This is a genomic window from Collinsella sp. CLA-ER-H9 (assembly GCF_040092295.1).
Lineage (GTDB): Bacteria > Actinomycetota > Coriobacteriia > Coriobacteriales > Coriobacteriaceae > Collinsella.
In genome coordinates, this window is sequence record NZ_JBBNLV010000003.1 from 167,283 (window position 1) to 182,963 (window position 15,681).

Annotated in this window: 21 protein-coding genes; 14 read left to right on the plus strand and 7 right to left on the minus strand. The window is 56.9% G+C overall.

The window, feature by feature from the left end:
* Positions 1 to 131: 131 nt before the first annotated feature.
* On the minus strand, positions 132 to 692 hold the full coding sequence (locus AAAX73_RS03650) for a TetR/AcrR family transcriptional regulator (protein ID WP_349125040.1): 561 nt from the start codon (positions 690 to 692) through the stop codon (positions 132 to 134).
* Positions 693 to 784: 92 nt separating this feature from the next.
* Here AAAX73_RS03650 and AAAX73_RS03655 point away from each other — a divergent pair, with 92 nt between their 5' ends.
* The 3 genes from AAAX73_RS03655 to AAAX73_RS03665 are packed head-to-tail and all read left to right on the plus strand — an operon-like array spanning position 785 to position 3,363.
* Positions 785 to 1,801 carry an NAD-dependent protein deacetylase gene (locus AAAX73_RS03655; protein WP_349125041.1) on the plus strand — a complete coding sequence of 339 codons (1,017 nt, stop codon included), beginning with the start codon at positions 785 to 787 and terminating at the stop codon, positions 1,799 to 1,801.
* 3 nt (positions 1,802 to 1,804) lie between these two features.
* The gene (locus AAAX73_RS03660; RefSeq protein ID WP_349125042.1) at positions 1,805 to 2,503 is read left to right on the plus strand and encodes a hypothetical protein; all 699 of its coding nucleotides are present in this window, start codon (positions 1,805 to 1,807) and stop codon (positions 2,501 to 2,503) included.
* The gene (locus tag AAAX73_RS03665) at positions 2,491 to 3,363 is read left to right on the plus strand and encodes a hypothetical protein (RefSeq protein ID WP_349125043.1); all 873 of its coding nucleotides are present in this window, start codon (positions 2,491 to 2,493) and stop codon (positions 3,361 to 3,363) included. The genes AAAX73_RS03660 and AAAX73_RS03665 overlap by 13 nt, the downstream gene beginning before the upstream one ends.
* Here the strand turns inward: AAAX73_RS03665 and AAAX73_RS03670 are convergent.
* Positions 3,338 to 4,102: a carboxymuconolactone decarboxylase family protein gene (locus AAAX73_RS03670; protein WP_349125044.1), complete on the minus strand. Its 765-nt coding sequence runs from the start codon at positions 4,100 to 4,102 to the stop codon at positions 3,338 to 3,340. The genes AAAX73_RS03665 and AAAX73_RS03670 overlap by 26 nt on opposite strands.
* Positions 4,103 to 4,253: 151 nt before the next feature.
* On the opposite strand from AAAX73_RS03670, the gene AAAX73_RS03675 reads away from it, so the two are divergent.
* The 8 genes from AAAX73_RS03675 (at position 4,254) to AAAX73_RS03710 (ending at position 9,209) form a co-directional block, all read left to right on the plus strand.
* Complete coding sequence (locus AAAX73_RS03675; RefSeq protein WP_349125045.1) at positions 4,254 to 4,694, plus strand: MerR family transcriptional regulator; 441 nt, start codon at positions 4,254 to 4,256, stop codon at positions 4,692 to 4,694.
* A gap of 296 nt (positions 4,695 to 4,990) precedes the next feature.
* Positions 4,991 to 5,608, plus strand: coding sequence for a class I SAM-dependent methyltransferase (locus AAAX73_RS03680; RefSeq protein ID WP_349125046.1), 618 nt, complete (start codon positions 4,991 to 4,993; stop codon positions 5,606 to 5,608).
* Position 5,609: 1 nt separating this feature from the next.
* Entirely contained in the window at positions 5,610 to 5,921 is a 312-nt protein-coding gene (locus AAAX73_RS03685; protein ID WP_349125047.1) for a hypothetical protein, read from the plus strand.
* Between the two features lie 7 nt (positions 5,922 to 5,928).
* Positions 5,929 to 6,546 (plus strand): class I SAM-dependent methyltransferase, encoded by a 618-nt coding sequence (locus AAAX73_RS03690; RefSeq protein ID WP_349125048.1) that lies wholly within the window; start codon positions 5,929 to 5,931, stop codon positions 6,544 to 6,546.
* 57 nt (positions 6,547 to 6,603) lie between these two features.
* Positions 6,604 to 7,446 carry a class I SAM-dependent methyltransferase gene (locus tag AAAX73_RS03695; protein WP_349125049.1) on the plus strand — a complete coding sequence of 281 codons (843 nt, stop codon included), beginning with the start codon at positions 6,604 to 6,606 and terminating at the stop codon, positions 7,444 to 7,446.
* Entirely contained in the window at positions 7,443 to 7,775 is a 333-nt protein-coding gene (locus AAAX73_RS03700) for a hypothetical protein (RefSeq protein ID WP_349125050.1), read from the plus strand. The genes AAAX73_RS03695 and AAAX73_RS03700 overlap by 4 nt, the downstream gene beginning before the upstream one ends.
* A gap of 22 nt (positions 7,776 to 7,797) precedes the next feature.
* Positions 7,798 to 8,412, plus strand: a complete 615-nt coding sequence (locus tag AAAX73_RS03705; RefSeq protein ID WP_349125051.1) for an L-2-amino-thiazoline-4-carboxylic acid hydrolase — start codon at positions 7,798 to 7,800, stop codon at positions 8,410 to 8,412.
* A gap of 2 nt (positions 8,413 to 8,414) precedes the next feature.
* Positions 8,415 to 9,209 (plus strand): ZIP family metal transporter, encoded by a 795-nt coding sequence (locus tag AAAX73_RS03710; protein ID WP_349125052.1) that lies wholly within the window; start codon positions 8,415 to 8,417, stop codon positions 9,207 to 9,209.
* A gap of 190 nt (positions 9,210 to 9,399) precedes the next feature.
* Here AAAX73_RS03710 and AAAX73_RS03715 read toward each other — a convergent pair whose 3' ends face one another.
* The 3 genes from AAAX73_RS03715 to AAAX73_RS03725 form a co-directional block, all read right to left on the minus strand.
* The gene (locus AAAX73_RS03715; protein ID WP_349125053.1) at positions 9,400 to 9,858 is read right to left on the minus strand and encodes a VOC family protein; all 459 of its coding nucleotides are present in this window, start codon (positions 9,856 to 9,858) and stop codon (positions 9,400 to 9,402) included.
* 486 nt (positions 9,859 to 10,344) lie between these two features.
* Positions 10,345 to 10,980, minus strand: a complete 636-nt coding sequence (locus AAAX73_RS03720) for a GyrI-like domain-containing protein (protein WP_349125054.1) — start codon at positions 10,978 to 10,980, stop codon at positions 10,345 to 10,347.
* A 617-nt stretch (positions 10,981 to 11,597) separates the two neighbouring features.
* Positions 11,598 to 11,813, minus strand: coding sequence for a hypothetical protein (locus tag AAAX73_RS03725; protein WP_349125055.1), 216 nt, complete (start codon positions 11,811 to 11,813; stop codon positions 11,598 to 11,600).
* Between the two features lie 292 nt (positions 11,814 to 12,105).
* Here AAAX73_RS03725 and AAAX73_RS03730 point away from each other — a divergent pair, with 292 nt between their 5' ends.
* From AAAX73_RS03730 to AAAX73_RS03740, 3 genes are all read left to right on the plus strand, one after another.
* The gene (locus tag AAAX73_RS03730) at positions 12,106 to 12,546 is read left to right on the plus strand and encodes a LytTR family DNA-binding domain-containing protein (RefSeq protein WP_349125056.1); all 441 of its coding nucleotides are present in this window, start codon (positions 12,106 to 12,108) and stop codon (positions 12,544 to 12,546) included.
* 25 nt (positions 12,547 to 12,571) lie between these two features.
* Positions 12,572 to 13,051 (plus strand): DUF3021 family protein, encoded by a 480-nt coding sequence (locus AAAX73_RS03735; protein WP_349125057.1) that lies wholly within the window; start codon positions 12,572 to 12,574, stop codon positions 13,049 to 13,051.
* 578 nt (positions 13,052 to 13,629) lie between these two features.
* Positions 13,630 to 14,049: a YjdF family protein gene (locus AAAX73_RS03740; RefSeq protein ID WP_117840681.1), complete on the plus strand. Its 420-nt coding sequence runs from the start codon at positions 13,630 to 13,632 to the stop codon at positions 14,047 to 14,049.
* Between the two features lie 204 nt (positions 14,050 to 14,253).
* Here AAAX73_RS03740 and AAAX73_RS03745 read toward each other — a convergent pair whose 3' ends face one another.
* Complete coding sequence (locus tag AAAX73_RS03745; protein ID WP_117840683.1) at positions 14,254 to 14,703, minus strand: hypothetical protein; 450 nt, start codon at positions 14,701 to 14,703, stop codon at positions 14,254 to 14,256.
* A 465-nt stretch (positions 14,704 to 15,168) separates the two neighbouring features.
* Complete coding sequence (locus tag AAAX73_RS03750) at positions 15,169 to 15,669, minus strand: hypothetical protein (RefSeq protein WP_117840684.1); 501 nt, start codon at positions 15,667 to 15,669, stop codon at positions 15,169 to 15,171.
* Positions 15,670 to 15,681 lie beyond the last annotated feature (12 nt).

A 15,681-nucleotide genomic window follows, 5' to 3' on the forward strand; every position in this document is an offset into this window, starting at 1 on the left:
ATCAATCGCCAGCAGGCCATATCTCTTGTTCAAGTTCCCTAAAGAAGCTCAAGACGATTGCGATTGCCTTATACAACGTCGAAAATCAAAGAGGGCCCATAGCAACGCCACCTACCTGAAATGACATGCGGTCAAGACGAGCTACGAGGATCGTGACGAGCCGATACCGCTCGCATACCCCCTTCGGAATAGGCGCTGAGCAGCTCCTGAGCGTGGGAAAACTCGGGCCCTCGCCTCCAACCGAGCAGGCGGTTGACCGCGAGATTTCCCTGGACGTTGTGGACGAAGAGCAGATAGGCGTCCTCGCGCGAAAGCCCAGTCTCCTCCATGATCGAGGGAACCATCTGCTCGGCGCCGCGCTCGACGACGCGCTGTGCCACCCGGGCGTACGCGTCGTCATCCGAGTAGAGCAGATAATAGTCATCGTTTGCCGGCGGACGCTGGCAGAGGGCACCCGCCTCCGTTCCCTCGAGCGGCGGCACCGCCGCCAAGGCCTCGTCGATAAGCGCGTCGAGCAGGGCGAACTTGTCCTCGTAGTGCAGATAGAACGTGCCACGGTTAATATCGGCGCGGCGGCAGATATCCGCTACCGTCATCTTCGCGAAGCCGACCTCGGCCAGCAGCGCGAAGAACGCCTCCCGTATGACCGAGAGTGTATAGCGTCGGCGACGATCGATCTTCCCCGCTTCCATTACCCCTCCAATTGCAACGCTCGACAACACCCGGCAAACGCTCGTTTATCGACAGCAGGCCGAAGCTGTTCATTGCTCTTAAGCAAATCGACATGGATACTTTTTATAGACACGTGTTTATAATAGCTGAAAGAAGGTATCCAGTGACCCTGTACGAGCAGCTCGTTATCGAGCTCACCAACCGATCGTTTTCCCTTCAGGCCGCCTACCGCAGCGGCGGCACGCCCTATGAGCTGAGTGACCGCGAGCCCGAGCCCTACGACCAGCAAATCGAGGACTTCGCCCGCATGATCGAGGAAGCCGATTGCGTGCTGGCGGGCGGGGCCTCCGGGCTCTCCGCGGCGGGCGGCGGCGACTTCTACTACGAGGACAACGCGACCTATCGCAAGCATTTCGGCAAATTCGCCGAGCGTTACGGTTTCAAGGGCGCTTTCGAGGGGTCGTTCTACCGCTGGCCCACCGCCGAGGCGCGCTGGGGATACCTCGCCACCTTCCTCGACACCACGCTCAACGCCCCGCTGCGCAAGCCCTACAGGGACCTCGACGCCATTCTCGCCGAGAAGGATTTCTTCGTGCTCACCACCAACCAGGACACGCAGTTTGTGAAGCTCTATCCCTGGGAGAAAGTGGCAGAGATCCAAGGCGACCACCGCTTCTTTCAGTGCTCCCGCTGTTGCACCGACGCGGTGTGGGATACGGTCGAGCCGGTCTCCAACATGGTAGAGGCCATGGGAGACGGCCTTGAGGTTCCGACAGAGCTCGTGCCGCGCTGCCCGCACTGCGGGGCAGAGGCGTTCCCCTGGGTTCGCGGCTACGGCAACTTCCTGCAGGGCGAACTCTACGAGGAGCAGTACCGCAAGGTGTCCGAATGGCTCGACGCGCACGCACGGCAGAGGATCCTCTTCCTCGAGCTGGGTGTGGGCCGCATGACGCCCGCGTTTATCCAGGAGCCGTTCTGGGTCCTCACGGCGCAGTTACCGCAGGCCAGCTACATCGCCGTAAACAACAAGACGCAGTTTCTCCCCCGCGCGATCGAGGATCGGGGGCTCGCCGTTCGCGCCGACATCGCCGACGTGCTCGCCGACGCGCGCAAGACGCTGGGGAGGTAGCGCATGGAGACGGCGAAAGCAGTTCGCATAGGCAGGGCGCTAGCCGAAGCGGATCTTGTCATCATCGGCGCTAGCAACGGACTCGACATGGCGGAGGGGCTCAACCTTTTCTGCGCCGATGCTCATTTCCAAGAGGCGTACGGGGACCTCGCCCAGGCAGACGGCATCGGCTGCATACTGCAGGGGCTCGCTTCCCCGGATGCCAGCGTGCGACGCCGATGGGCCGAGCGGTTCCATCAAAAGGAGTATCTCGAATATGAGCCCGGCTCGCTCATGAACGGGCTGCGGCGTCTTACGGAGCACGCCGACACCTTCGTGGTCACATGCAACATCGACGGGCACTTCGCGCGCGCCGGGTTCGACGAGGAGCGCGTGCTCGAGACTGAGGGGAGCACGCGCACGTCGGTTGACGAGCGGCGCCTCGCCCATCCAGACGCCCTCGCCATGACCCAGCTCGACGAGCTCGCGCGTCTTGTGCAAGCCCATCGCAACGGCAGGGTCGCCATCCTCGAACTTGGCGTGGGACTGCACAACGGCGTCATAAAGCGCATGCTCGCCCAGATCGCGAACGCCTGCGAGCACGCCACCTACATCGTGTTCAACTACGGCCAGGCCATGGCGCCCGACGCTTCGTGCGAGACGATTCTCGTTGACGGCGATATGGCCCCGGCTTTCGAGGAGATCGCCCGATGCCACCCCTAGAAAGAGAAGCGCGTAGGCTTCGAAGCCTTATCGACGATGCCGACGCCATCATCGTCGGCATCGGCTCGGGCATGTCGAGCGCCGCCGGGTTCAACCATTACAACCGCGCGGGCATGGCGCGCGCAGGAATGGCGGACTGGCAGCAAGCCTTTGGCTTCAAGAGCCTTTTCGACGGCTTCTACCACCTCTACCCCAGCCTCGAGCAGCAATGGGCCTACTACGCGCGATACATCGACTTCATGCTGCGCGAGCTGGCCTCGCAGCCCTATCTCGACCTACGGTCCCTCATCGGCCATAAGGACTACTTCATCCTGAGCACCAATGTGGACACCCAAGTCGAGAAGACGTTTCCCACCGAGAGGATCTGCAACTATCAGGGAAGCTTCGCGCACCTTCAATGCAAGCAGCCATGCTGCGACGAGCTCTTCGAGGCGAGCCCCTACGTCGAGCGCATGCTCGCGGGCATGGCGGGGTTCGAGGTCCGCAGCGGGGACGTCCCCCGATGCCCGCATTGCGGCTGGCAGCTCGTGCCGTGGGTGCGCGACGACACGTTTCTGCAGGGTGCGGTATGGCGCGAGAGCCTCGGACGATACGAGCGCTTCGTGCGCGAGCGCAGCGATCGCCGCGTGCTGTTGCTGGAGCTCGGCGTAGGCGAGATGACCCCCGGCATCATCACGCTCCCGTTCTGGAGCATGACCGCGAAGCTGCCGGATGCGCACCTGCTGAGCGTAAACATCTCGGGCGACTCGGCTCCGCTGCAGCTTGGAAGCAAGGCAGAGGCGATTCAGGCCGACTTGGGCACCCTGCTCTCGGCGGCACGGACGACGAAGGTATTTAAGCCTCCTTGTCAGTCGCTTTAAGGTATTGTTCGTCGTCCACGGGCTCCAACCACTCGTTGGAGGTCTCCTCACCCGGAACCTCCAGCGCAAGATGGGAGAACCAGCTCTCGGGCGCGGCTCCGTGCCAATGCTTCACCCCCGGGGCGATGTTGACCACGTCGCCGGGACGCAGCTCCTGTGCCGATTTGCCCCATTCCTGGTAAAACCCTCGACCAGCCACACAGATGAGAATCTGCCCGCCGCCGCTTTTGGCGTGATGGATATGCCAGTTGTTACGGCAGCCGGGCTCGAACGTCACGTTGTAGACGCCAACCTGCTCGGTTGAAAGAGGCGCGAGGTAGCTTTGCCTGATAAAGCACTTCGCGAATGCGTCGTTGGGGGCACCGATGGGAAAGGCCATCTCGTTTTGGTGCTCGGCTTTTGCATCGGCGGCATCGTCATCCGCCCAGACCTCCTTCGCCATGCGAAAGGCCGCCCACGCCTTGGGCCATCCTGCGTAAAACGCTGCATGCGTAAGGATTTCCGCTATCTCCGTCCTCGTCACACCATTGCTCTTTGCGGACATCAGATGGTATTGGAACGAAGAGCCCGTCAGCCCCTGCGCCATTAGAGCCACCACCGTCACCACGCTACGGTCTCGAAGGGAGATCTCGCCCTCATGGCTCCACACCTCGCCAAACAGCACATCGTCATTGAGCTGTGCGAACTTGGGGGCGAACTCCCCCAGGGCATCCCTGCCCGCTGTCTGTTTAATTGCCATGATCGATTTCCTCCTGTCGATGGGTTTAGGCGCAAAACAGTTTCCGCATTACGGAACCCCTCGCACTCTCTGTTTTATTGACGAGAATGAAGGTAATACTTAAACTTGACTTTAGGTCAAGGAATGAATTCGAAAACTTTTCGGAGGAGCCATGTACACCATCGGACAGGTGTCGGAGATGTTCGGTTTGCCCGCCTCAACGCTGCGGTATTACGACAAGCAGGGATTGTTCCCGGGATTGGAGCGAACGTCCGGCATTCGCCGATTCGGCGATACGGAACTCGAGGCGCTTCGGGTCATCGAATGCCTCAAGATTGCGGGGATGGAGATCAAGGACATCCGGAAGTTCATGGAATGGTGTGCGGAGGGCTCATCGACATACCCCAAACGCAAGGCCATGTTTGAGGAGCGGAAGGCCCACATGGAATCGGAGATCGCGAACATGAACCGCGCACTGGACATGCTGAAGTTCAAATGCTGGTACTACGAGCAGCTGAATCAGGGCAACAGCGAGACTGAGCTGAAGGCGCTGATTCCCGACGGCTTGCCGGAAGATATCAAAGAGGCCTACGAAAACGCTCACGCTCGATAATGCCGCCCTATGCTCAAGGGGCTTCGACACGGGGTCCTTTGGTTAGGAATGCAAAAGGGTAATTCGGTGGTGCTCTTGGGCTCGATGAGTGGGCGCGTTACAGCTCCACGTCGATAGGCACCGGATGGCGATGACCATGTTATACCAGGAAAGATCGCCTTCAATGCGCATAGCTCGCGAAATAACACTCGCTGGGCCGTCACCCCTGGCCGTTACCCTCCAATCTTCAAATGTTGACAGACAACTCGAGTCAGATGAGTTAGAAAGAGTTAACATGTCGTTGTGAGGATGAAATCATGAGGAACAGTCAAGATTTTTGGGATAAAAACGCCGGGCGGTACGACTGCTTCATGCGCAAGGACGCAGCGGCTTACGAACGGTTGTACGAGCTGCTGCGCCCTGTGGAACAGCACAAATCGGTGCTGGAGTTGGCCACCGGCACAGGCTCGATCGCTAAAAATATCGTAAGCAGCGCCAATCATATCGAGGCTACGGACGCATCGCCGGAGATGATCGCGGAAGCGCGGCGGTGCAACCGATCCGCCAAGCTGCATTTCTCCGTGCAGGATATGTTTCACCTCCCCTATGCGGATGGTAGCTTTGACGTGATCATTGTGGCCAATGTCCTGCACATCGTGCCGGAGCCAAAGAAAGCTCTCTCTGAAATTCGTCGCGTGCTGAGGGACGGCGGCGTCCTGGTTGCGCCGACCTTCACCCATGCGGATAACGCCATCTTCGGAAAGGTCAAAGCATTTTTCATGAAATTGGCGGGCTTTCCGCTGCACAGCAAGTGGACGAACGAAGAATATCTTGCATTTCTGCGGGAAAACGGCTGGACGGTACAGAAAAGCACCGTGCTGAAAGCCTCGTTCCCGTTGGCTTACGCAGAGTGCGTGAAATCAAAGGAACTATGACATGAAAGAAAAGATCAGGCTCTCCGGTGTGCCGGAGACCATGCTGCAAACCGTTTATGCAAGAGCAAAAGAGAGTCGGGGACGCGGCGCCATTCACGATGCGAAAGCGGCGGGAATCATTGAGAAGCTGGACTACGATTTTTCCCTTGCCGACAAGGATGCCGCCATGTACAGCGGAGTTATTGCCCGCACCATTGTGCTGGATCGCCTGACGGAGGGCATGGCGGCGTTTTCACCAATCTATAAGCTACTGGACAAGCTGCCTGCCGTGCGGAATATTTCCAATAAAATCATCACTCTGGAAAAGGAGTGACGCAAAAATGTCATTCTTCGAAAATACCCGCAAGCCTGTAGGCCTTGGTGGCAGAATCATGGTTTCCATGATGAATCTTGGGCATGCACCTGTGGCAACATGGGGACTTAAATTCCTTCATCTCTCACCGGATACCAAAGTGCTGGACTGCGGCTGCGGCGGCGGGGCAAACATCAAGAGATTGCTGAAGAACTGCCCACAAGGGATTGTCGAGGGCATTGATTATTCCGAAATCAGCGTGGAGAAGGCCCGAAAACTAAATCAGCGCGCCATTCGGGACGGACGCTGCGCCGTGTGTCAGGGCAGTGTGGCACAAATGGATTTTGCGGATGCGTCCTTTGATGTGGTCACAGCCTTCGAAACGGTCTATTTCTGGCAGGATCTGCCAAAGTGCTTTCAGGAAGTCTACAGGGTACTGAAGCCCGGTGGGACGTTCCTGATCTGCAATGAAAGCAACGGGGATACAAACAGAGACAAAAAGTGGACGGATATCATTGGCGGCATGACCATCTATAAAGATACCGAGCTGAAGGCATATTTGGAGCAGGCCGGATTTAATGACATCCAGATTCATAAGACGAAAAGCTGGCTGTGTATGACGGGGAGAAAACACCATCAACACTGAGAAGGCGCTGCTTGCGGACGAGCACCTTAGGGTGTGGGGTGATACAGGAGGATGACTGTGCGCTATAAAATTGAAAAGAACACGGTGCAGGAAACGCTGATCATTCCGCTGTATGCGCGAAAAAAATGCTCAGAGCTTTACCCAAGTTTGTACCAGGACGAGGCGGTGCGGCAACTTGTGAGCGCGTTGGATTATGATTTTTCCGCCTTGGAGCAAAAGTCCTCCAGCCTGTTACAACGCTTCGGCGCGCTTGAGGTCGCCATGCGGCAGAACGACCTTGCCTATGAGGTGCGACACTATCTGAAAACGCACCCCACGGCAGCGGTGGTCAATCTGGGCTGCGGGTTGGACTGCACCGGCCGTGCCTGTGACAACGGCAAATGCAGGATCTACAATCTGGACTTTCCGAATGTTATCGCAATCCGGAATGAGCTTCTTCCCGCCAGAGAGCGGGAAGCGAACATTCCCTGTGACCTGAACGATCCGTCGTGGTTTGAAAGAATCGACGCCTCCGGCGGTGCGGTGTTCTTTGCGTCCGGTGTGTTCTACTATTTTCTGAAAGACCAGGTGATGACACTGGCACAGGCCATGGCAGACGCTTTTCCGGGCAGCGTGCTTGTCTTTGACGCTGCCAACGAAAAGGCGGTGAAACTGATGCTGAAGACGTGGCTGAAAGATGCGGAAATCAAGGATGCGGGCGCATACTTCGCCGTTTCGGACGCGGAGCGTGAGCTTGCGCCGTGGGGCGAGAATATGCGTATTTCCAGCCGGGAGTATATGTTGGGCTACCACGACCTGAAAGACCCGTCGGTCAGTGGTCTGTTCCGCTTTCTTGCCAAAATTGGCGACCGGATGATGGACATGCAGATCGTAAAGATCGGATTTGAAGGGAAGCAATGAAGCACCTGCACTTTGATGTGGAGACCTCCGGCTTCTACGGCGCGTATTGGCCGTGCGCCGATGATTCGAGCTGCGCGGTGATCGCCATGATCGGGGATGATCCGGAGGATCGGCTTGCCCGCTCGGCCGCAAAATGGCTTTGCGCTCACGGCACCCACTTCGTCTTTCCGGAGGGAATGCTGAAAATCATGCTGCCGGTTGGCTCCGGCCTGTTTGTAAAGCTGGCGTTTCAGACGGCAAAAAAGTATTCCAAGGAGTGCAGCCAGACCCGGAAAGACATTGAGAAGCGGATGAACCGGACTCTGGCAGAATGGAAAGGAGCGAAGTGAGATGCGTTGGATGGGAATGCCCATGGCCATGTGGGCAGTCTTTGCGAAGTCCTTTCAAGCGCAGCTGACGGCGGTGCTGGGCTACGACCCGGACATCGCACGTAAGATCACGGAAAAGGCCAAGCCGAAGTACCGTGAGATCATCGCAAAGCTGCCCGAATTTGAAAAGGGTGATCGGTTCAGCATGAACATCATTGGCTGCGCCATGCTGGGGGCGTTTGTCCTCTCCATGCCGCGCCGTCCCGATGTGGAAAGCCTTACCGACTACTATGAGAAAGCTCAGATGACGCTGCTGATGAAATGGTTCTGCCGCCAAAGTGGCAAGTCAAAGTTCACGCCCAAGGATATTGCCGGAATGAAGGCCACTGCCACTCTGAAAGCCGCCGACCGCAACCCGTATTCGTGGAATATGGACTTCATCGAGTACCCGGACGGCAGCGGCTATGAGGGGCGCTTTACAAAGTGCGGCATCTGCACACTGATGAAAGAGCTGGGACTTTATGACCTGACACCCGCCATGTGCCATTTGGACTACACCATGAGCGAAGCGGGCGGCGTGACGGATTTTGTGCGCGAGTATACCCTGGCCTCCGGCGGGCCCTACTGCGACTGCGGGTACAAAAAGAAACGGATATGAGAATGGCGGCCAACTACATGAGCCAAACCGTTTACGGCATCCTGATCCCCTTTCTCGGTACAGCGCTGGGCGCGGCCTGTGTATTCTTTATGCGCAAACAGCTCAGCGATGTCCTGCAGCGCATTTTGACCGGTTTTGCCGCCGGTGTGATGGTAGCGGCCTCTGTGTGGAGTCTGCTGATTCCTGCGATGGAACAGGCTGCGTGGATGGGAAAGCTGTCGTTTGTTCCGGCGTTTGTCGGATTCTGGATCGGCATTCTGTTCCTGCTGGGACTGGATCACCTGATTCCCCACCTCCATGCAAAAAGCAACCAGGCAGAGGGACCGAAAAGTCAGCTCAAAAAGACGACCATGATGGTGCTGGCTGTGACGCTTCACAACATCCCGGAGGGAATGGCCGTAGGGGTCGTCTACGCGGGGGCCCTCTCTGGCAGCGCGCAAATCACGGCAACCGGCGCTCTGGCGCTGTCCATTGGCATTGCCATTCAAAATTTTCCGGAGGGGGCCATCATCTCCATGCCGCTCCGGGCAGAGGGCGAGAGCAAGGGACGGGCGTTTGTTGGCGGTGTGCTTTCCGGCATCGTAGAGCCAATCGGGGCTGTGCTGACCATTCTTGGCGCAGGGCTAATCGTCCCGGCCCTCCCGTATTTGCTGAGCTTTGCCGCAGGTGCAATGCTTTATGTGGTAGTGGAGGAGCTGATTCCGGAAATGTCCCAAGGCAAGCATTCCAACCTTGGCACGCTTGCCTTTGCTATGGGCTTCGGCATCATGATGGCGCTGGACGTGGCACTGGGATAAACCGAGCGACTAACCATCATCACCACCATCGCCGACAGAACGCCCACCATGGGCTATGCGCATATCAAAAGTCCAAATAGGAAGCATATCTATGTTGTCTTCCCGACCGGACGGATAGGCACATCCGGCACGGCATCAATCGCGCGGATCGCATCCCGACACAGGACGCGATCCGCGCCAGAACAGAAGATCAGTTCTCCAGCGGCTGCATGATCTCCAATATGATTCCATCTGGGTCCCGGAGGTAGAAGGCCTTGCTCCGGCCAAAGCCCTCCTGCCTAAAATCAAATTCCTGGGGAGAGGAAAGGCACTCCACACCCTGCTCCACCAGTTTTTGATAGGCCCTGTCGGCATCCTCCGTATAGAAGCAAAGCTCCGAAATGGAGGTGGTGAAGAGGTCCATGGGGATGCGCTGGACATCATCATTCACGAACTGGATGAGCTCCACCGGCGGCATATGCAGCTGATCCGAGCCGTTCAGATAAGCAACCCGGGCCTTGCAGTTTTCCCGCTGGAATATTGCCTCTGTCTCTTTTCCTTCCATCAGGATCTCCCCCTGATACCGAAGGCCCAGCACATCCCGATAAAACGTCACGGAACGGTCCAGGTCGCTGACGGTCAATCCGACATGATAGATTTGCCCAATCATAGGCTCCTCCTCGTTAGTTGTTTTCTGTTGACTCAACAAAGGCGTGAATCAGGAAGACAGGCCCGGCTGATATCATCGCATTTACCCACCACGGTCGCTAGCGGTTTTGTTATCGCTCTCGTACAAAGCTAAACTCAGGGCTTTGAGTTTTAGCCTCTATCTCAAAGGGCACGGCAACTTCCGAGCAACAGAAGACGAGAACGCCTTCATGAGCTCGGACTTGCCGGAGCGGCGCATCCCCGTGATCACTTTGATGTTTCAGCTGCCTTCGAGTGCCCAAAGCCGCTCCATGTATGCATTGCGGTCTACCCAAGTCATCATTCGCTCCTTCTCGGTTTCGAAACTCGAATAGTTTTATAGTTTCGAAACTGAGAAGGCGATGCGCCATCGGTCCGGGCAAATGCGCGCCGGAAGACTGGACAACCTGTGCAATTGTCGCCGGCCCGCAATTGCGAGCACTCGGAGCGCGCGGCATCGCTCGTTTCGCTAAATCGGCTTGATGGGATGACGGATCACGGTCTTGAGCTTCTCCGGCGCGCACTTGCGCGGGTCGGAGAGGTAAATCTCGTGATGGAGGCGGGATTCGGAGAAGTCGGGGGCATAGCTCTGTTCCGCTGCAAATGTTCGCATGGCCTCTATGGTCGCCGGCTCGCCGTCGTAAGGCCCGGTGTGCATGCATTGAACGCAAAGGCCCTCGTCGACCCTTAGCAGCTCGACCGCCGAGAAATCTAGCTTCTTTTTGGCGGCGGCTTCCGAAACGGCCCAGTCGAAGTCCTCGCGAGTGACGAAATCGGGCAGACGGATGCACGAGATGAAGTTGAAGTCGTCCTTCCGCGCGTAATCGATCCCGCCATCGGCGCGGTCTTGCCACCAGAAGCCCTCGAGTGGCAGCACGACGAAGTCGAAATAGCCCTCGATTTCCCGCGGACCCTTCTTCGACATCTTGATGGCATATGCGACGCCGTAGAGCAGCGGCAACGCGTTCTGGTACTCGCCGCCTTCGGCATTGGGATCGCCCTTGCCCCGCACGGCAACGTAGCTCATAGGCGGAACGGTTACGACGTCCGGCTTGCCCGACGGCCTGTAGAGCTCCCTGAACTCCTTCTTGAAATCGTATGCCATCGCAACAAACCTCCCTGAGCTTGGGGTTCCGTCGATATCCGACCAAATATAGCAATGGGCGCGGCTTCGGAAGACGCCGCGCCCATTGCCGGATATTATAACATAGAATCGAACGTCTGTTCTATTCCCACTCTTTCACGCTCGTTTTTCGCGGCGCCATTCCAATTGGGTCTAGTTTGGCTGTCGGTTTTGTCCACCTTGCCGCCGAATCCCTCCGTGCGTCCTCGCGTACGCGTTTGGGACAAACCCTGGGACAAATTCGCAAACTATTTCGAAACCGCAAGCCCACAGTTTCATTTTTGTCCCGGGGACAAAAGCGGCAAGGCTTTGAGGTCCGGAACCGCTCAAAAGGGATGCCAAAACGGTTGTTTTCCCTCTTTGGCGCTTGCCTAGCGAAGTGAATCGTGGCCAGTGGCTTTACCGTCTTACGTTCCCGCAGATCAGAAGGGATGTGCAAGAGCGATGACCGAAAGAATCGTCGCAGGCGGCTTATTCACCCAAGAGTTCAACGGTTCCACTTTCAAATGCATGGGGAAATGCGAATGACCTCAATGTGCTCCCGAACTCGGCGCTAACGTAAACGCCGACTCCGTCGAGCGAAGACAGGCTAATATGAGTCACAACACCGTCTCCAAGGCCGATATGTCCAAGATGGCTTCCAACTGGGGGCAGGGTTTACCGATAGGGACAACATGAAGAAATGCAGTGCCCTCGGAGTCCTGCTCAGTAATTCCGTCAGCGTTCTTCTCAAGCCAATCCAGAAGAGCAATCGGATCGTCCATCACGTCAGGTGGCGGAGTTGGCATGGAAGGCAGGTTCTTGTTGGTATTCACCTATTGTACGCTCGTCGTCGTGCACGGCCAAACGGACAGCGTCCCGGATTCGATAGCTACATGCGATGGGTTTCGAGCTAAGTGCTCTTGAGCATAGCGTTTCACGTACCGGTGTTCATGAGCGGCAAGGATTGCTGTTTCGGGCTCGATCTGAGGGTGCGTGACTGCGGTCTCTCTTGCTGTTCAGCTCGCCCAGTCTGCATCTTGGTTCCTCGACAGCGCAGCTTGGTTAAACGCCGAAGGTTCAGCTATCTTCGTCAGCTAGCATGAAAGCAATCCGAAGGGAGGACGCATGAAGATCACAATCGAAGAGCGAGAAGCGGCTCAAGATATAGAAGTCACGATCGTCTGCGTAAGGGCCGATCGCCGCGTGCTTGATATAGCGGCTCGGCTGTGCATGCTTGACAGGAAGGTGACGGGCACGGCCGACGGCTGCACGCGCGTGCTGAGCGCAGAAGACGTCCTGTTCATCGAGTCGGTCGACAAGCACACGTTCATTTATACGGCCGACACGGTTCTCGAGACGGGGCTACGCCTTTACGAGATGGAGGAGCGCCTGGCGGACTGCGACTTCCTGCGCATCGCGAAAGGTTGCATCGTCAACTTCCGCGCAATCACCGCCCTCAAGCCCGACGTCAACGGCAGGATCATCGCCACCTTGGAAAACGGTGAGCAGGTCGTTATCTCGCGCCAGTATGCGCCCGACGTCAAATCGAAGCTCGGCCTGAAGTAGTCGAAACGAAGGAAGGGAGACTGAAATGATTAACAGGGACATTATCGACACCGATAAAAAGACGCCCGTGGAAAACCTCGGACAACTCGTGAAAAGCACCTGTATCGGCTTCACTGTTGCCATGATAGCCTTCTTGGCATTAGGGACTTGTTTCGCTGATGACACCGCCAAACAGGGCATTAACTATTGCTGGTCGATTCTCGCCGCGTGCGTCATCGTCCCCGCGCTGCAGTTCGTGTTCTTCACGCCTGCGGTGATCAGACGGATGGCGTATCCCGCGCGCCTGGTGCTGTTCAGCGTTTGCCTCTACGCAGCCCTCTGTGCATTGGCGTTTGTCTTTGCTTGGGTTTCCGCGGACAACCCCGGGGCGTGGGTTACCTTCACGGTTGTCTATCTCGCCATCCTGGCGGTCCTCACTCTTGCTTTCAACGCCAAGCTGAGCCGCGAGACCCGCGAATTGAACGACAGGCTCGCGGAATACCGCAAGAGCAGGGAGACGGAATAAGGGTATAGCTGAGCACTATCGATGCTGGGCAAATCCTTACTCCCGATCCTCGGATTACCGCCCAGTGCGAGGGCCTGATGCCAAGGCCGGCGCAGGGCGATGCTCGGCCCCGTTCGCTACCCCAAGCGCTTCCTGCGCGGTCATGCCCTTGTAGCCCTCGTTTGTACGCATAAGCGGGTTCATGCGCAGGGGATGTCGATCCAGGTGCTGATTGCTCGGTCAGCCTGATCGGATTGGAGGAAGACGACCTCGTGTTCAGCATAGGCGATGGCGAAACTTCCTACGTATTGCGGTCTACCCAAGCCATCATTCGGTCCTCCTCGGTTTCGAAACTTGAATTTTTTTAAAGTTTCGAAACCGAGAAGACAATATGCACAGGGACGCATCGAGGAGCAATTCCCAGTCGCGCCATGTCAGCAGCGATGCCGGGCGCATTCACGCGTGCTACAATGCGGCCATCAGAGATGAAAACACAGTCCCCGTCGGGTAGTCGTGGGCGTGCGGATGTCCGCATCAGTAACCTGCCTCCTTGGTTGTCCCTTCTCTGCATGGTTATCTACATAAAGGAGGAGCCAACCATGCAGATCAGCGTGTCGTCCACCCTGACCGTATATCATGACGGCCAATTCTGGGTCGGGCTGGCGGAGCATGTCGAGGACGGCAGATACGGCGTCGCCCGCTTCGTCTTCGGCGCGGAGCCGTCCGATGAGGAGATTCTGCAATTCGTTACAAGCAAATGGGAGAAGTTCTCATTCTTCGGTGGCGAACCGGCTGAGGCAAGCAAGCCCGCGAAGAACCCCAAGCGGCGTGCTCGCGAGGCGGCGAAAGCCCTCAAGCAGCCAGCGATGAGCACCAAGGCGCAGCAAGCTCTCGCGGCACAGCGGGAAGCGATGAAGCGGGAGTCGGCTCAAGCAAGAAGCCAGCGTCGCGCGGATGAGGCGGAGGCGCGCTTCGAGCAGCGAAAGCTGAAGCGCAAGCAGAAGCATCGTGGGCATTGATCGCCATTTGCAGCAAGGCAAACCATATACAGCAGCGGTGCCAGTTCCACTTGAAGCCGACGCCGCGTAGACGCTGATGGTGATGGCTATGCACGGGCACGGGTGCGTCACCGCACTTCACAGCTTGTTTCTCAAGTATTTGGGGCGCGCGGCGTTCAAAAATGCGGAGCGACTCCGCATGGCTCGAGACTGAGCCGAGGTGCCCTACTTCTCGCCCTCCAGCAGCCCCACGATGCGGTCGATGTCGACGGCAAAGCGAGGCCTTCCCTCGCGCTCGTAGCGGTCGAGGTACGCCTGGCACTCGGAGACAATGCGCTTGGTGTTGCCGTCGATGATGCGCTGGAGCGTCTCGTAGTAGGCCGAGCCCTCGGTCCTGAAGCGGCGCTGGTAGGACTTGGTTATGGGGAACATCTTGATGTAGTGGATGCCGTGGCGACAGCGGGGGCGCGTCGTGGGGCGGGGTGGCAGCGCAAAGTACTGGTCTTTGGGCACGTTGGGAGCGATGTTGGAACGCAACGGCACGGCGAAGTCCCTGCGCTTCCCGCGGAAACGCAGCCTCGCCACCACGATGCAGGGGCGATTGTGCTTAAGCATGAGCTCGCGGTCGCCCTCGACGAGGTCGAAGAAGTCCTGGGAGATGGATACGATCTTCATCGGTTACGCCCCCCTTCATACGAAGCGGGGCCCGCATCGCTGCAGGCCCCTACAGGTGGGCGATATTCTACGCCTTGCGGCACCCCGTCGCCCACGGAGGTTAAACGTACACGTAAGCCGTACTCTGAAAGCCGCGGCTTCCGGCAAGTAGTTTATACCACGAAAGGTCGCTTTCAATGCGCATAGCTCGCAAAATAACACTCGCTGGGCCGTCACCCTTGGCAGTTACCCTCCAATCTTCATTGGAGTCAGCAGGTCAATTCATATAGTCATGGGGGTTTATCCTAAAGAGAATCTATTTTATACCCCCATAACCAAAGAATTTCCTATTCCCACTCGATAACAAGATCCGCAGGTAGAAGTGTAGTCCAGTTATTTGCACCACAAATTAACAGGCGTTTCTTCAACTGAATTTGGTCCTCATTTGGTCCCCACGCATAAAACTGAAAGGCCGATTCAAGATCTTTAATCAACTGGATCATCCTTTGGTGGGCATTTGACCCAACGATATTTCTCATCGTCAAGGCGCGCGGCCAACTCATGGCAATCTCTATAGCGCAATGCTATAGGTTTAGGGAAAAGATCGTCTTTTACGGAAGCAATCAACTCGTGAGGCGCATTGTTGTCTATCAGCGAAATCATTGCAAGAACATATCCGCTATAAAGACCGTCCACATAACCCGTTTGGTGCAAATTTTCAATAAGTAAATCATTTGGCAAGCCGCCATATCCACTTGGCAGTAAGCCTTCTTCTACGAGCTGAGAAGACCATAGGGAGATAATCTCATCCTCGTCTTTCTTGCTAAGTTTTCCTAGAATATCATCAATATCAATGCCCTGAACTTTATCGTTAAGGTATGCGAACAAAATCCGAATGAGGGCCTTGGCCATCGAAGACAACTCGCGATTGATTTCTTCCTTTACCTCACTAGCGACTCCGTCGCCCAATTTTGTTTCTTTATTCATATCCTTTATCCT

Coding starts and splice junctions, on each gene's coding strand:
- AAAX73_RS03700 (WP_349125050.1), top strand. CDS start 7,443: ATGAAGCACCTGCACTTTGATGTGGAGACCTCCGGCTTCTACGGCGCG.
- AAAX73_RS03745 (WP_117840683.1), bottom strand. CDS start 14,703: ATGAAGATCGTATCCATCTCCCAGGACTTCTTCGACCTCGTCGAGGGC.
- AAAX73_RS03650 (WP_349125040.1), bottom strand. CDS start 692: ATGGAAGCGGGGAAGATCGATCGTCGCCGACGCTATACACTCTCGGTC.
- AAAX73_RS03730 (WP_349125056.1), top strand. CDS start 12,106: ATGAAGATCACAATCGAAGAGCGAGAAGCGGCTCAAGATATAGAAGTC.
- AAAX73_RS03735 (WP_349125057.1), top strand. CDS start 12,572: ATGATTAACAGGGACATTATCGACACCGATAAAAAGACGCCCGTGGAA.
- AAAX73_RS03675 (WP_349125045.1), top strand. CDS start 4,254: ATGTACACCATCGGACAGGTGTCGGAGATGTTCGGTTTGCCCGCCTCA.
- AAAX73_RS03715 (WP_349125053.1), bottom strand. CDS start 9,858: ATGATTGGGCAAATCTATCATGTCGGATTGACCGTCAGCGACCTGGAC.
- AAAX73_RS03685 (WP_349125047.1), top strand. CDS start 5,610: ATGAAAGAAAAGATCAGGCTCTCCGGTGTGCCGGAGACCATGCTGCAA.
- AAAX73_RS03705 (WP_349125051.1), top strand. CDS start 7,798: ATGGCCATGTGGGCAGTCTTTGCGAAGTCCTTTCAAGCGCAGCTGACG.
- AAAX73_RS03680 (WP_349125046.1), top strand. CDS start 4,991: ATGAGGAACAGTCAAGATTTTTGGGATAAAAACGCCGGGCGGTACGAC.
- AAAX73_RS03665 (WP_349125043.1), top strand. CDS start 2,491: ATGCCACCCCTAGAAAGAGAAGCGCGTAGGCTTCGAAGCCTTATCGAC.
- AAAX73_RS03720 (WP_349125054.1), bottom strand. CDS start 10,980: ATGGCATACGATTTCAAGAAGGAGTTCAGGGAGCTCTACAGGCCGTCG.
- AAAX73_RS03750 (WP_117840684.1), bottom strand. CDS start 15,669: ATGAATAAAGAAACAAAATTGGGCGACGGAGTCGCTAGTGAGGTAAAG.
- AAAX73_RS03660 (WP_349125042.1), top strand. CDS start 1,805: ATGGAGACGGCGAAAGCAGTTCGCATAGGCAGGGCGCTAGCCGAAGCG.
- AAAX73_RS03690 (WP_349125048.1), top strand. CDS start 5,929: ATGTCATTCTTCGAAAATACCCGCAAGCCTGTAGGCCTTGGTGGCAGA.
- AAAX73_RS03670 (WP_349125044.1), bottom strand. CDS start 4,102: ATGGCAATTAAACAGACAGCGGGCAGGGATGCCCTGGGGGAGTTCGCC.
- AAAX73_RS03655 (WP_349125041.1), top strand. CDS start 785: ATGGATACTTTTTATAGACACGTGTTTATAATAGCTGAAAGAAGGTAT.
- AAAX73_RS03710 (WP_349125052.1), top strand. CDS start 8,415: ATGGCGGCCAACTACATGAGCCAAACCGTTTACGGCATCCTGATCCCC.
- AAAX73_RS03740 (WP_117840681.1), top strand. CDS start 13,630: ATGCAGATCAGCGTGTCGTCCACCCTGACCGTATATCATGACGGCCAA.